At 62.9% G+C, this 12,636-nt stretch carries 13 protein-coding genes and 1 tRNA gene; 6 read left to right on the forward strand and 8 right to left on the reverse strand.

What is annotated here, in order from left to right:
- The first annotated feature begins 8 nt into the window (after positions 1 to 8).
- Complete coding sequence (locus tag O0882_RS14035) at positions 9 to 575, forward strand: methylated-DNA--[protein]-cysteine S-methyltransferase (protein ID WP_289948870.1); 567 nt, start codon at positions 9 to 11, stop codon at positions 573 to 575.
- A gap of 58 nt (positions 576 to 633) precedes the next feature.
- The gene (locus tag O0882_RS14040; RefSeq protein WP_289948874.1) at positions 634 to 1,008 is read left to right on the forward strand and encodes a DUF1294 domain-containing protein; all 375 of its coding nucleotides are present in this window, start codon (positions 634 to 636) and stop codon (positions 1,006 to 1,008) included.
- Positions 1,009 to 1,023: 15 nt separating this feature from the next.
- Here the strand turns inward: O0882_RS14040 and O0882_RS14045 are convergent, their stop codons facing one another.
- On the reverse strand, positions 1,024 to 1,752 hold the full coding sequence (locus tag O0882_RS14045) for a hypothetical protein (RefSeq protein WP_289948875.1): 729 nt from the start codon (positions 1,750 to 1,752) through the stop codon (positions 1,024 to 1,026).
- A gap of 165 nt (positions 1,753 to 1,917) precedes the next feature.
- On the opposite strand from O0882_RS14045, the gene O0882_RS14050 reads away from it, so the two are divergent.
- Positions 1,918 to 2,097 carry a hypothetical protein gene (locus O0882_RS14050; RefSeq protein ID WP_289948877.1) on the forward strand — a complete coding sequence of 60 codons (180 nt, stop codon included), beginning with the start codon at positions 1,918 to 1,920 and terminating at the stop codon, positions 2,095 to 2,097.
- Between the two features lie 51 nt (positions 2,098 to 2,148).
- Here the strand turns inward: O0882_RS14050 and O0882_RS14055 are convergent, their stop codons facing one another.
- The 6 genes from O0882_RS14055 to cydD all read right to left on the reverse strand — a co-directional run bounded on the left by O0882_RS14055 (position 2,149) and on the right by cydD (position 10,517).
- Positions 2,149 to 3,717 (reverse strand): methyl-accepting chemotaxis protein, encoded by a 1,569-nt coding sequence (locus tag O0882_RS14055; protein WP_289948879.1) that lies wholly within the window; start codon positions 3,715 to 3,717, stop codon positions 2,149 to 2,151.
- Positions 3,718 to 4,138: 421 nt separating this feature from the next.
- Entirely contained in the window at positions 4,139 to 4,264 is a 126-nt protein-coding gene (cydX, locus tag O0882_RS14060; protein ID WP_070258990.1) for a cytochrome bd-I oxidase subunit CydX, read from the reverse strand.
- Positions 4,265 to 4,286: 22 nt separating this feature from the next.
- The gene (gene cydB, locus O0882_RS14065; protein WP_289948883.1) at positions 4,287 to 5,441 is read right to left on the reverse strand and encodes a cytochrome d ubiquinol oxidase subunit II; all 1,155 of its coding nucleotides are present in this window, start codon (positions 5,439 to 5,441) and stop codon (positions 4,287 to 4,289) included.
- Positions 5,442 to 5,454: 13 nt separating this feature from the next.
- Positions 5,455 to 7,032, reverse strand: coding sequence for a cytochrome ubiquinol oxidase subunit I (locus O0882_RS14070; protein WP_289948884.1), 1,578 nt, complete (start codon positions 7,030 to 7,032; stop codon positions 5,455 to 5,457).
- 105 nt (positions 7,033 to 7,137) lie between these two features.
- On the reverse strand, positions 7,138 to 8,820 hold the full coding sequence (locus O0882_RS14075) for an ATP-binding cassette domain-containing protein (RefSeq protein ID WP_289948885.1): 1,683 nt from the start codon (positions 8,818 to 8,820) through the stop codon (positions 7,138 to 7,140).
- Complete coding sequence (gene cydD / locus O0882_RS14080) at positions 8,817 to 10,517, reverse strand: thiol reductant ABC exporter subunit CydD (protein WP_289948886.1); 1,701 nt, start codon at positions 10,515 to 10,517, stop codon at positions 8,817 to 8,819. The genes O0882_RS14075 and cydD overlap by 4 nt, the downstream gene beginning before the upstream one ends.
- 117 nt (positions 10,518 to 10,634) lie before the next feature.
- Here cydD and O0882_RS14085 point away from each other — a divergent pair, with 117 nt between their 5' ends.
- From O0882_RS14085 to O0882_RS14095, 3 genes are all read left to right on the forward strand, one after another.
- Positions 10,635 to 11,207, forward strand: coding sequence for a GbsR/MarR family transcriptional regulator (locus O0882_RS14085; protein ID WP_242428456.1), 573 nt, complete (start codon positions 10,635 to 10,637; stop codon positions 11,205 to 11,207).
- Positions 11,208 to 11,517: 310 nt separating this feature from the next.
- The gene (locus O0882_RS14090; protein WP_289948887.1) at positions 11,518 to 12,084 is read left to right on the forward strand and encodes a PEP-CTERM sorting domain-containing protein; all 567 of its coding nucleotides are present in this window, start codon (positions 11,518 to 11,520) and stop codon (positions 12,082 to 12,084) included.
- A gap of 171 nt (positions 12,085 to 12,255) precedes the next feature.
- A complete protein-coding gene (locus tag O0882_RS14095; RefSeq protein WP_141168692.1) occupies positions 12,256 to 12,435 on the forward strand; it encodes a hypothetical protein in 180 nt (59 codons plus the stop codon).
- A 70-nt stretch (positions 12,436 to 12,505) separates the two neighbouring features.
- Here the strand turns inward: O0882_RS14095 and O0882_RS14100 are convergent.
- Positions 12,506 to 12,580 (reverse strand) — tRNA-Arg (locus tag O0882_RS14100).
- Between the last annotated feature and the right edge of the window lie 56 nt (positions 12,581 to 12,636).

A 12,636-nucleotide genomic window follows, 5' to 3' on the forward strand; every position in this document is an offset into this window, starting at 1 on the left:
GAACCAACATGGAATACGACTGCATCGTGGTGCCCTCGCCCGTGGGCGAGCTGACCCTGGTGGCGCGCGGCGCGGCCCTGGCCGCGATTTTATGGGAAAACGACAAGCCGAACCGCGTGCGCCTGGGCGACATGCGCGTCGATGACGGTTGCGCCGTGCTGCTGGAAACGGCGCGCCAACTGGGCGAGTATTTTGCCGGCACCCGCCAGCAATTCGACGTGCCGCTCGATTTTTCCGGCACGCCATTCCAGCAGGAAGTCTGGCGCGCGCTGCTGACGATACCGTACGGCCAGACGCGCAGCTATGGAGAGATCGCGCGCCAGATCGGCCGTCCCGCCGCCGTGCGCGCCGTGGGCGCCGCCAACGGCAAGAATCCCATTTCCATCATCGCCCCCTGCCACCGCGTCATCGGCGCCACGGGCGAGTTGACGGGCTTTGCGGGCGGCCTGCATGCCAAGGAAACCTTGTTGGCCCTGGAAGGCATCGCCTTGTCCAGCGACCGCGAAGCGCTGAAGATGGGCCACGCCCGCCGCCGTGCCGTGCACATCGATATGGCGCAAGGCTGTTTATTTTAGACAGCGGCATCGTTCCCCGTGTGGGATACTCACGCCCCCGTTCAAGCCACCACATCCTATGCCCTACCTTGTCATCCTGCTCTTTGTCGTTCTGTATTTACTGGCCACGTTCTTTTTCCACATCCCCGCCCTGGTCGCCCTCGTGTATGGCGTGCTGAGCCTGAGCTGCTTCGTCGCCTATGCGATCGACAAGTCGGCCGCCAAACAGGGGCGCTGGCGCACCTCGGAACGCACCCTGCTGCTGCTGGGACTGCTGTGCGGCTGGCCGGGCGCCGTGCTGGCCCAGCAATGGCTGCGCCACAAGTCCAGCAAGCGTTCGTTCCGCGTGCTGTTCTGGATCACGGTCGTCCTCAATATCGGCGCTTTCGTGTACTTCAGCATGCATTACGCGGCGCCCGATATCGGCACCGAGGTGGCGCCCATCGAGTTGTAGAACTGTCCCTGCCCTTTACTCGCCCAGCAAACGCAGCGATTCCAGCCAGTCCGCCTTCCATTCGCGCAGCAAGGGCTGCGTGGCGAACGCCTTTTTCAAGTGCGCCATCGGCACGCGGTGCACATCGTGCAAGCCGAACGCCAGCGTCACCGGATGCCACAGGTGGCTGTTCTTGCCACCGCGCGAATTCTTGCGCACGCGCGCGCCATCGTCGCCAAAGATGCCCACGCCACTGGCCATGCCTTTGTCCAGGTCGACCTTGCCCACGCCGGCAAAGGCAATCAAAATCTGTTCGCGCCCCAGGCCCTTCAGGGCGCTGGGCAAGACAAACGGCGCTGCATTGTCAGCTCCGGCTTCCGACTCGGCCGGCTGCGGGTGCTGCAACTCCTTGAGCAAACGCAACAGATCGCGCTCCTGGAAGTGCAAGCCGTCCACGGGCACGCGCAAACCCGGCGCCTTCAGTTCGATGGCGATATTGCCGGAGTCGCGCGTCAAGCGCAGCCACACGTCGTCCGCACCCGAAGCCAGGTGCTGCTTGTCCTCGATAAACACGACGGGCGCCGCATAGCGCGTCACGCCGTCATGGAACAGCTCGGCCCAGGCGTCGCTGTAATCGAGCCAGACATACGGCAAGCCACCCTGCTCCAGCAGGCGCGCCAGGGTCCACGGCGTGCCCGTTTGTTGCGCCAGCCAGGCACAGGCTTGGGTGGCGGTGGCGCGGTACGGCAAAGAAAGGGAAGTCATGGCAGTTCCGTCGATAAAAGTGGAGCGCAGTGTAGCAGACGCCGCCATCCTCCCCTTGGGCAGGCGCAGCGGGCGCGCTTTTTTTACGCGATGTGCTAGGCTGGAAACATCAGCACGTGCCACGGCCATTCCGGCCGCGTGGCACACCACCGCAAGGGGATGACCATGCATTCGAGCACCAACGCCGCCACCACGCCCGCCCCGCCACCGGAACGCGATTCGCCCACGCCGGCCAACGAAAGCCATGCCGAAGAAGCGCTGGATGAAGCGCTGAAGGAAAGCTTTCCTGCCAGCGATCCGATTGCCATTGCCATCCCCAAACCGGTCAGCAAGACGCCGGCCTGAGTCCCATGCGTTTCCTGACCGGTCAAGCGCTGTTCTGGAGCATCAGGCCGGTCAATCAGCACACGCCAGCAATTTAAACACGCGCACGTCCTGCATCATATTGTTCGCCTGCTCCTGCATGCTGGCCGCTGCCGCCGCTGCCTGTTCGACCAGGGCGGCATTCTGCTGGGTCACTGCATCCATCTGACTGATGGCCTGATTCACCTGTTTGATGCCGTCGCTTTGTTCGTGGCTGGCGACGGCGATTTCCCCCATGATGCCCGCCACCTGCTGCACAGAGGAGACGATTTTCTGCATCGTGCCGCCCGCTTCATCGGCCAGATTGCTGCCCAGCTCGACTTTTTCGACCGACTCGGCAATCAACTGCTTGATCTCTTTGGCGGCACTGGCGGAGCGTTGCGCCAGGGTGCGCACTTCCGCTGCGACTACCGCAAAACCGCGCCCCAGTTCACCGGCGCGCGCGGCTTCGACAGCCGCGTTCAGGGCCAGAATATTGGTCTGAAACGCTATGCCATCAATCACGGAAATGATCTCGACGATACGCTTCGAGCTGTCCTTGATGGACACCATGGTCGCGACGACACGGTCGACCACTTGCCCGCCCTGCAGCGCTACCGCTGAAGCCGACAAGACCAGTTGATTGGCTTGTTGGGCGTTTTCGGCAGTCTGCTGCACAGTGCTGGTTAACTCCCCCATCGCCGACGACGTTTGTTCCAGTGCACCGGCCTGTGCCTCCGTTCTGGCCGAGAGGTCCATATTTCCAGCAGCGATTTCCTGCGAGGCAGTCGAAATGGTTTCAGTACCGCTGCGCACGCGGCCCACCGTGTGACGCAGACTCTCATTCATGCTTTTCAGAGCACTCATCAATTCGCCCGGCTCATCGCGATAATCGGTCGCGATATGGCTACGCAGATCACCGGAAGCGACAATGCGGGCCACCTTCACGGCATCCTGCAGCGGTCTGGTAATACTCTTGCTGATGAGCACAGCCACCGCAATCCCCGTGCCCAGCGAGAGCAGCAGTGTCAGCAACAGCAAGCTGCTCGCTACCGTGATGCGCGCTGCCGAATCCGCTTCTATCGCCGACGCGCGTTGGGTGGTCATATCGACCAGTTGATTGATTGCCTGCAGATGCAGGGCGTAACTCATCGTCATTTTTTTCATCGCAACAGTAGCGCCAGCCTTATCCTGCGCTTCAATTGCGGGAACGAACTGTTGCAGTGCAACCGTATAGAAGGCCAGCGCCGGCGTATGTGACTTGTTCAGCAACAGTTCGGCGATATCGGCATCCAGTTTCGCGGCGTGCCAGAATGCATGGCGCTCATCGTAATCATGTTTGAGCGTTTTAAATCGTGCGATTAACTGCCCCTGTTCGGCACGATCCTCGGTCGCCATCAGCTGAAAACTGATCAGATAGGATTCCAGTATGTATTCTGGCGGTGGCAACACATCCGCAATCAGGTCCTTGCTTTGCACTATTTTCTGATACACCGGGCCGTTCACTTTCCATTCTTGCAGAGTCTTGAACGACCATAGGCCATAGAGGATGAAGCCGGCTGAAAAGATCACAATCAGCACAGCCAAACGGTGCGATAGTTTGAGTACGCGTAACATATGCATGATGTTTCCTTATATTAGCTGTGCTTGCCTCTGGTTCAGCTACGGAGTAACACTACCCTCGCATGTATGGCAGGCGATCATTCGAAGTCAGATTTCCTATTAAAACGTTATTCAATTTTTATAACAGGCAACTTATTTTACATCGAATTTATGCCAATTTAACGCGATTTTAATTAAAAATAACAAAAACAACAAAATACATAAATTTAGCCACGAATGATGGGAGATGTGCATCTCAGTGCGGCCCTACCGGCACGGCGACGCGTTCTGCCTTGGTCGCACAACAAAGCGATCCCTTCTTCAGCGCATACTTGTTCCTGTGGCTGCTTTCCGCACATCCGTGAACAAGCATAAAAAAAACCCGCCGGGCAGCGATGGTAAAACCATCGCGCCGGGCGGGGCCAGTCAAGCCGACACGCGCCTACTTCGGCGTGTCACGGTATTGCTCCGGCGTCGTGTCGCCATCGGCAATTTCATACCACATCGCATTGAGCACGGCGAACGTCGCCGCCAGCGGAAGACCCAGTATCCAGGCGAAATACCACATAATTAGTTCCTTTCCTTAATTCTTAGTAAGCGTGACCGCTGTCGTCCTGGATGGCTTTTGCATCAACCTTGCCCCACAGTACTTTATATACCCAGGTCGTGTACGCCACGATGAGGGGAATGAAGACGGCCGTGACGACCAGCATGATGAACAGGGTCATGTGGCTGGACGAGGAATCCCACACCGTCAGGCTGGCGCGCGGATCGATCGACGATGGCAGGATGAACGGAAACATGGCCGCGCCCACGCCGAGGATGATGCCGGCGATGGCAGCCGCGCTGGCCAGCAAGGCAGGTACTTCGCGGCGCGCGCGCAGGAAGGCGAACGCCAGCAGGGGACCCAGCAAGCCGAAGGCCGGAGCGATCCAGGTCCACGGATGGGCGGCAAAGTTAAGGAACCAGGCGCCCACGTGCACTTCCGCCGTTTTCAGCATGGGGTTCGACGGACCGTCGACCACCACCGTGCTGCTGATGCGGTAGCCATCGACCCACAGCCACAGGGCCACGCCGGCCAGCGCATACAGCAGCACGGTGGCAATCGCCGCCACGCTGCCGTAGCGGCGCGCACGCTCAGCCACGGCACCGTCCGTTTTCAGCTGCAGCCAGGTGGCGCCGTGCATCACCAGCATGGCCACCGAGACGAGGCCGCACAGTAAGGCGAACGGGTTGAGCAGCGCAAAGAACGTGCCATCATAGAAGATGTGCATGTCTGGCGAGAAACGGAACGGCACGCCCTGCAGCACGTTGCCGATCGCCACGCCGCAGATCAGGGCCGGCACGAAGCCGCCCACGAACAGGGCCGCATCCCAGCGGGCGCGCCAGCGCGGGTCTTCGCGCTTGCTGCGGAATTTGAAGGCCACGGGACGCACGATCAGCGCCACCAGGATGACGAACATGGCCAGGTAAAAGCCCGAGAACGAGACGGCGTACAGCTGCGGCCAGGCGGCAAAGATGGCGCCGCCGCCGAGGATCAGCCACACCTGGTTGCCTTCCCACACGGGACCGATACTGTTGATGATGACGCGGCGTTCCAGGTCCGTCTTGCCGGCGAACGGCAGCAAGATACCCGTGCCCAGGTCGAAGCCGTCGGTGATGGCAAAGCCGACCAGCAAGATGCCGATCAGCAGCCACCAGATCAGGCGCAGAGTTTCGTAAGAAATCATTTCATGCAAAATCATGGTCTGGCCCTCCTTAGGCGCGTTGAGTATGAATGGCTGCGGCCGCTGGCACGGGGCCCGGCACCGTCTCTTCCGGCCCCTTGCGGATGGCCTTGAGCATGAGCTTCATTTCGATAATCAACAGCACGGTGTAGATGGCGGCAAAGCCGGCAATCGTGATGAGCAAGGTGGTCGCGCCCAGGTTCGAGACCGCCACGGCCGTCGGCAGCACGCCTTCGATGACCCACGGCTGGCGGCCCACTTCGGCCACGATCCAGCCCGCTTCAATCGCCACCCACGGCAGCGGGATGGCGAACACGGCCAGCTTCAGCAGCCAGCGGTGCTTGTCCAGGGTGCGGCGCGTCGACAGGATGAAGAATGTGCCGGTGAGCAAGATAAAGAACATGCCCAGGCCCACCATCACGCGGAACGACCAGAACAAGGGCCCGACGGGCGGCACGGTGTCGAGCGCCGCCTTGCGGATCTGCTCGGGCGTGGCCTGGCGCGGATCGTCGACATAGCGTTTCAGCAACAAGGCATAGCCCATGGACTGGCCTTTCGACTCGAACACGTCCTTCGCCTCTTGCGGCACGGGCGCGCCCGGCGCCACGCCGCGGATGGTTTGCAGCGCGTCATACGCCTTGATGCCATCCTTGATCAGCAGCTCGCCACGGTCGACCAGTTGCTCGATGCCGGGAATTTCCGTCGTCAGCGAACGCGTGCCGATCAGGCCCATCACCATCGGGATATGCACGGCGTAATGCGTTTCGCGCGCTTTCGCGTCGGGGAAGCCGAAGGCCGTGAAGGCGGCGGGCGCCGGCTCCGTGGTCCACATGGCCTCAATCGCGGCCAGTTTCATCTTCTGGTGTTCGGACGACAGGTAGCCGCTTTCGTCGCCCAGCACCACCACCGACAGCGAGGCGGCCAGGCCGAACGAGGCGGCCACCGTCATCGAGCGCTTGGCCAGCTGCACGTGGCGGCCCTTCAGCAGATACCAGGCGGAAATACCCAGCACAAAAATCGACGCGGCCGTATAGCCGGCCGACACGGTGTGCACGAATTTCGCCTGTGCTACCGGGTTCGTCAGCACGGCGCCGAAATCCGTGATTTCCATGCGCATGGTCTGCGGATTGAAGGCCGCGCCGACGGGATTTTGCATCCAGCCGTTGGCGATCAGGATCCACAGGGCCGAGAAGTTCGAGCCGATGGCCACCAGCCAGGTGGTGACCAGGTGGCCCCGCTTCGACAGCTTGTCCCAGCCGAAGAAGAACAGGCCGACGAAGGTCGCTTCCAGGAAGAAGGCCATCAGTCCCTCGATGGCCAGCGGCGCACCGAAAATGTCGCCCACATAATGGCTGTAATAGCTCCAGTTCATGCCGAACTGGAATTCCATGACGATGCCCGTCGCCACACCCATGGCGAAGTTGATGCCGAACAAGACACCCCAAAATTTGGTCATGTCGCGCCAGATGGGGCGGTTCGTCATCACGTAAACCGTTTCCATGATGGCGAGGATCACTGACAGGCCTATCGTCAGCGGAACGAATATAAAGTGGTACAGAGCTGTCAGCGCGAACTGCAGTCTGGATAAAGCGACAATATCGAAGTCCATATGATTTCCTTGGTGTTTCCCTGCTGTAAGTGTAAACCTGGTATCTACATGCGGCTGTTCGATAGCTTCTGCTGCTGTAAGCTATCGGGCTGTGCCGCCCGCCCATCAATCTCCGCGCAAGCCGGCCAGCGCCGCCTCGAAGGCGGGTGTGCCCCGGCGCGCGTCACCGACGATGCGACCATCGCGCAGGCTGACCAGCCGGTCCGCCAGCGCCGCTTCGCGCCGCAAGTGGGTAGCGATCAGCAAGCTGCGTCCGTCGCTGCGCGCGCGCAGGCGCTGCAGGACGTCGATGGCCACCTGCGCATTGAGCGCTTCCGTCGCTTCGTCCAGCAGCCACAAGGTCGATTCGTGCAGGAACAGCCGCGCCAGCGCCAGGCGCCGCGCCTGGCCGCCCGACAAGCCCAGCCCCCCCTCGCCCAGCTGCGTGTCCAGGCCGCCCGCCAAGGCCCGCACTTCCTCGTCCAGGCCGGCCGATTGCAGCGCCGCCCACAGCTGCGCATCGCTGGCGGACGGGTCGGCCAGGCGCAGGTTGTCGCGCAGGCTGTCCTGGAACAATTCCGTCTTCTGGGTAAACAAACAGGCGCGCGGTGCGGCCACCGTTCCCGACAGCGGCGCCAGCTCGCGCGCGGCAAGGGCCAGCAGGGTGGACTTGCCCGCGCCGCTGGGGCCGATCAAGGCCACCCGCTCGCCATCGGCGATGTGCAGCGATACGTCATGCAAAATGGCGACCTGGCTGCCCGCATGCGCGGCGCTGACGTGTTCCAGGCGCAAGCCCGGTGCGGCATCAAAGGGCGGCAGCGCCACCTCATTGCCGTCAAGGCGCGGCGCCAGGCGGCGCATGGCCAGCAGCATGCGACCCGCTTCCAGCGCGCCACGGCGCAGCCCCGCAAACGGTTCCACGGCCGTCAGGGCGATCAGCAGGGCCAGCGCCGCCAGCGGCACGTTCAGCGCCTGCTGCTGCACCAGCGCGGCCACGGCCAGCAGCACCGCTGCCAGGGTCGCGCTGCCAGCCACGCCATACGCGGCGCCGGCCGCCGTCTCCAGGCGCAGCAGGGCGAAATCGGCTTGCGCCAGCGAGCGATCAATCTGTCCCAGCGCGGCACACTGGGCGTCGATGCGGCCCGCCATCACCAGATCCGTCTGACCGGCCACCAGGTCGATGGTGCCGGAACGCAATTTTTCGATGGCGCGCGAGCGCACGATGGCGGGACGGCGGGCACGCTGCGCCACGACCCAGCTGATACCGCCGCCGGCGACCAGCAGCCACGCGGCCAGGCCCAGGCCCAGCTGCCACTGCATCACGCCCAGCGCCACGCCGGCCAGCAAGGCCGCGCACAGTGCCGTAAAGGCAGGCACCAGCAAGCGCAAATACAGCGCTTCGAGCGCGTCGATATCGGCCGTCAGGCGAAACAGCAGCTTGGCGGGCTGGCGCAGCAAGCGGCTGGCCGCTTCCGGGCGCGACCAGCCGCGGAACAGCCGCACGCGGATGCTGGCCAGCGCGGCGAACGTGGCGTCGTGCGTGACGAGGCGTTCCGCATAGCGCGAACCCGTGCGGCCGATGGCCAGCAGGCGGATGCCGGCCGAGGGGCCGAACACGTCGAACAGCACAGCCGTGGAGGCATGCAGGCCGGCGATCGAGGTGGCGGTAATAAACCAGCCGGACAAGCCCAGCAAGGCCATGCCGGCCACCGCCGTCAGGGCCGCCAGCAAGGCGCCCCCGATCAGCTTGCCCGGCTGGGCCAGCAGCAATTGCCGCAGGACGGGGTTCGATATGAGGGAAGTTTTCATGCCGGCTGTTCCTGTTCCTGCTCCTGTGCCAGGGCTCGGGCATCGACCTGCACCGTGCGCTGCAGCCGGCCAGCCAGCACGGGGTCGTGCGTGGCGACGAGCATCGTCTTGCCCTTGGCCAATGCCAGCAAGGCGTCCGTCACGCGCGCCGCCGTTTCGCTGTCCAGGTGGGCCGTCGGCTCATCGACCAGCAGTAAGTCCGCATGCGGATGCAGGGCCACGCGGGCCAGGGCCAGGCGCACGGCTTCGCCGCCGGACAAGCCCTGGCCGCCATCGCTGAGCATGATGGCCGGCTGCGCCTGCGCCACGCAAGCCAGGTCGGCCAGGTGCAGCGCCTGCGTCACCTGCGCGGCGTTCGCGCCCGGCCGTCCCAGGGTCACGTTCTGGCTGACGGAGGCGGCAAACACGTGCGGACGCTGGCCCATCCAGGCCATGCGCTGGCGCAAGGTATTGACGGTGCTGTCGGTCAGGCGCACGCCGCCGATGCGGATCTCGCCATTGCTGGCGGGCAGCAAGCCGGCCAGCAGGGACAGCAAGGTGCTCTTGCCGGCGCCGCTGGCGCCCAGCAAGGCCACGTGCTCACCGGCGCGCACGGCCAGGTCGAAGCGCTCGAATACGGGCGCTTCGCCGGGATGGGCAAAGCGCAGTTGATGGATGTCGACGGCCGGTGGCGGCGCCACCGCCATGGCGGCGGCGGACACGGCAGCCGCTGCCACCCCGGCGCCAGGCAGGGGCACGCCCTCGCCCGCCAGGTCGTGCAGGCCGGCCAGGCCCGCTTCGCCGGCCGCCTTGTCGTGCCAGACGGCGGCCAGTTCGCGCAGGGGCTCGAAGAATGCGGGCGCCAGCAGCAGGATGAACAAGCCCTGCCCCAGGCTCAGTTCGCGGCCCCAGGTGCCGAAATTGATGCTGCCCAGCAAGGAGAAACCGATAAACGCCGCCACCATGGCCACGCCCAGCGCGGAAAACAGTTCCAGCACGGCGGACGACAAAAAGGCGATGCGCAGCACCACCATGGTGCGCCGGCGCACGGATTGCGACGCGGCGTCCAGCCGTTCCGCCGTGGCGTCGACGGCGTCGAGCGCGCGCAGGGTGGCCAGGCCGCGCAGGCGGTCCAGCAGGAAGGCGTTCATGCTGCCCATTTCCACCATCTGCCCGCGGCTGGCCGCTTGCGCGCCCATGCCCACCAGGGCCATGAAGACGGGAATCAGGGGGGCGGCGATAAGCAGGATCAAGGCGGCAATCCACGACAGCGGCGTCACGACGGCGAGGATCACGAGCGGCACGGTGAGCACTTTCCAGCGCGCCGGTTTGTAGCGCACCAGATACGGCACGATGGCTTCGGCCTGCTCGGCGATGACGCTGGCCGCCTGGCCCGACTGGGCGCGCTGGCGGTCCAGCGGCGAACGGTGAGCCAGCGCTTGCGCCACCTGGGCGCGCAAGGTGCTCAGATGGGCGCGCGCCGCCGCGTACATGCGCCGCGCACCCCACGCTTCGCCGCCGGCGCGCAGCACACCCAGCAGCAGCACGCCGGCGGCCGGCAGCAGGGCCGCGCGCCAGGGTGCACCGTCCAGCATGGCTTGCACGGCCCAGGCCAGCAAGGCCGCTTGTGGCAGCCACAACAAGGCGGCGCCACCTTGCGCCAGGCTGGCGGCGCGGGGAAGGATAAAGCGGGGCAAAGACAGTGGCGTGGTCGGCATCTCTATACTTTTTGAGTTTTCAGAATTTTCTGTAAATTCGATTTTTTGTATAATACTGCGAAACATGACATATATCAATTGACCCTGCGGGTGTGGCGTGAAAAAATTCAGATAATTATGAAAACTCAAAATATCCACATGACGCCGCTGATCCTGACCTTTGTCAGCCATTTCGGCGAGATGGGCAGCCGCTGGGGCTTTAACCGTACGGTGGGACAAGTGTACGCCTTGTTGTTTGTCGCGGAGCATCCTTTGCACGCGGACGAAATCGCGGAACACCTGAGTTTTTCACGCTCGAACGTGAGCATCGGCTTGAAGGAATTGCAGGGCTGGGGCTTGATCCGCCAGTCGCGCATCCCCGGCGACCGGCGCGAGTATTTTTCCTCGCTGGGCGATGTGTGGCAAATCTTCCGCGTGGTGGCCGCCGAACGCCGGCGCCGCGAAGTGGCGCCCACCCTGACGGTGCTGCGCGAATCGCTGCTGGCGCCGGCCACGGAACCCGTGGACCAGTATGCGCAGGAGCGCATGCGCGAAATGTATGAATTGGTCGACCTGGCCAACACCTGGTTCGACGACTTGCAGCGCCTGTCGCCCGAATCGATGGCGCAACTGATGAAAATGGGCGCCAAGGTGCAAAAATTGCTCAACGCCAAGGACCGTCTGTTTGGCGTCAGCAACAACAACGACTGACGCACCCGCCTCCCCTCCCAAAGCCAAGGCGCCGCCAGCACAAACTGGGGCGCCTTGTCACGCCATTTCCCAACGTCATGTTGGCTATCGCTAGCACAGTCAAACATAGCCATATATGATGTTGTCAAGCGAACCAATAGAATTATTAAAATTGTATTAGTTTACATCAAGAGTAAGCTTTCATTTGCGTATTCGCTACGCGCAGGAAATAGTTAAAAGCAGCTAAAAATGATCAATGGGATGACTTCCCCGGCATGCAGGGACGCGCCCCGACACGATGAAGCGACTGTCTCAAGCACAAGGGGGTTTCATGAAAAGCGTAAAGATCATTGCCAGCAAGGCATCCATGCTGGCCGCAATAACTGTAATGGCAAGTGCGGCGCAAGCGGCCACCTGGGTGGATGTGGGTCCGGCCAGCGGTTTCGTCATCGCCGGCAGCACCGTCACGTATTCTCCATCGCCGGCAATGCAGGTGAAATATTATGACGATAATCTGGTGCCGCAGAGTCCTGCGGCCATCCAGGGCTATATCAATGGCGTGTTCGGCACCAGCCTGGGCGCCGCCGTCTCGTATTGCGACAACGCCACCTCGGGCTGCACCGCCGGCACCACGGCAGGCTTGAGCGGCGGCGTCAATTCCTTTACGAGCGCGGCCGCCTATGACTTCCTGGCCATCCACTTCGGCAAGGGCGAACTGGTGTTCCACTGGGCCGCACCCGTGGCCGCCGGCAGCACTTTCACGGTGGAGGGCCTGCCCAAGGATCTGAGCAACTACAGGGCCTTCATTTCCGCCGTGCCGGAACCTGAAACCTATGCCATGCTGCTCGCCGGCCTGGGCATGCTGGGCTTCCTGGCACGCCGCCGCCAGGGAGAGTAAGTCTCATCATCCGCCTCATCACGGCAGCGGCGCAGCAGCGCCCGCTGCCGCCCTCAATGCCAGCCGCATCTTTACGCCGCGCTTGCGGCGCCAGGCCCACTGTTTACACCATTTTTAGATCCCCCTCGCTATGCTCGACAGCATCAACTGCTGATCGACAAGGGAGAACTCATGCACGAACAACCGTTTCAGCCACGCGCGCGCAGCGTGATCCGCCAGCACTTGCCCGTGCGGGAACGGCTGCGTCTGGCCCGACTGGCCAACAGAAAAATCGTTTCGGTATGCTCGGCGCTGCTGTGTGCGGTGCCGCTGCTGTATTTGCTGAGCGTGGTGCTGTTTGCGCAGCCTTAGGGCCGCGTGCTGACAGACAGGAAGAGAGAAGATGGCGGCCGCATGGCGCAAGCCGTGGCCAGTATGAAACTGGTCCGCCCAGAGGGAATCGAACCCCCATTCACGGTTTAGAAGACCGTTGTCCTATCCGTTGAACGATGGGCGGAAAGGTGCAGTATTTTAATCCATGCGCGCCAGCAATGAAATGCCAGCGCGGAATAG

The sequence above is a fragment of the Janthinobacterium sp. SUN073 genome, from assembly GCF_030397665.1.
Taxonomy (GTDB): domain Bacteria; phylum Pseudomonadota; class Gammaproteobacteria; order Burkholderiales; family Burkholderiaceae_D; genus Janthinobacterium.

Bases quoted from the DNA above. Each gene is read 5' to 3' on its own strand.
- O0882_RS14035 (WP_289948870.1), top strand. From the start codon at position 9: ATGGAATACGACTGCATCGTGGTGCCCTCGCCCGTGGGCGAGCTGACC.
- O0882_RS14040 (WP_289948874.1), top strand. From the start codon at position 634: ATGCCCTACCTTGTCATCCTGCTCTTTGTCGTTCTGTATTTACTGGCC.
- O0882_RS14045 (WP_289948875.1), bottom strand. From the start codon at position 1,752: ATGACTTCCCTTTCTTTGCCGTACCGCGCCACCGCCACCCAAGCCTGT.
- O0882_RS14050 (WP_289948877.1), top strand. From the start codon at position 1,918: ATGCATTCGAGCACCAACGCCGCCACCACGCCCGCCCCGCCACCGGAA.
- O0882_RS14055 (WP_289948879.1), bottom strand. From the start codon at position 3,717: ATGCATATGTTACGCGTACTCAAACTATCGCACCGTTTGGCTGTGCTG.
- cydX (WP_070258990.1), bottom strand. From the start codon at position 4,264: ATGTGGTATTTCGCCTGGATACTGGGTCTTCCGCTGGCGGCGACGTTC.
- cydB (WP_289948883.1), bottom strand. From the start codon at position 5,441: ATGATTTTGCATGAAATGATTTCTTACGAAACTCTGCGCCTGATCTGG.
- O0882_RS14070 (WP_289948884.1), bottom strand. From the start codon at position 7,032: ATGGACTTCGATATTGTCGCTTTATCCAGACTGCAGTTCGCGCTGACA.
- O0882_RS14075 (WP_289948885.1), bottom strand. From the start codon at position 8,820: ATGAAAACTTCCCTCATATCGAACCCCGTCCTGCGGCAATTGCTGCTG.
- cydD (WP_289948886.1), bottom strand. From the start codon at position 10,517: ATGCCGACCACGCCACTGTCTTTGCCCCGCTTTATCCTTCCCCGCGCC.
- O0882_RS14085 (WP_242428456.1), top strand. From the start codon at position 10,635: ATGAAAACTCAAAATATCCACATGACGCCGCTGATCCTGACCTTTGTC.
- O0882_RS14090 (WP_289948887.1), top strand. From the start codon at position 11,518: ATGAAAAGCGTAAAGATCATTGCCAGCAAGGCATCCATGCTGGCCGCA.
- O0882_RS14095 (WP_141168692.1), top strand. From the start codon at position 12,256: ATGCACGAACAACCGTTTCAGCCACGCGCGCGCAGCGTGATCCGCCAG.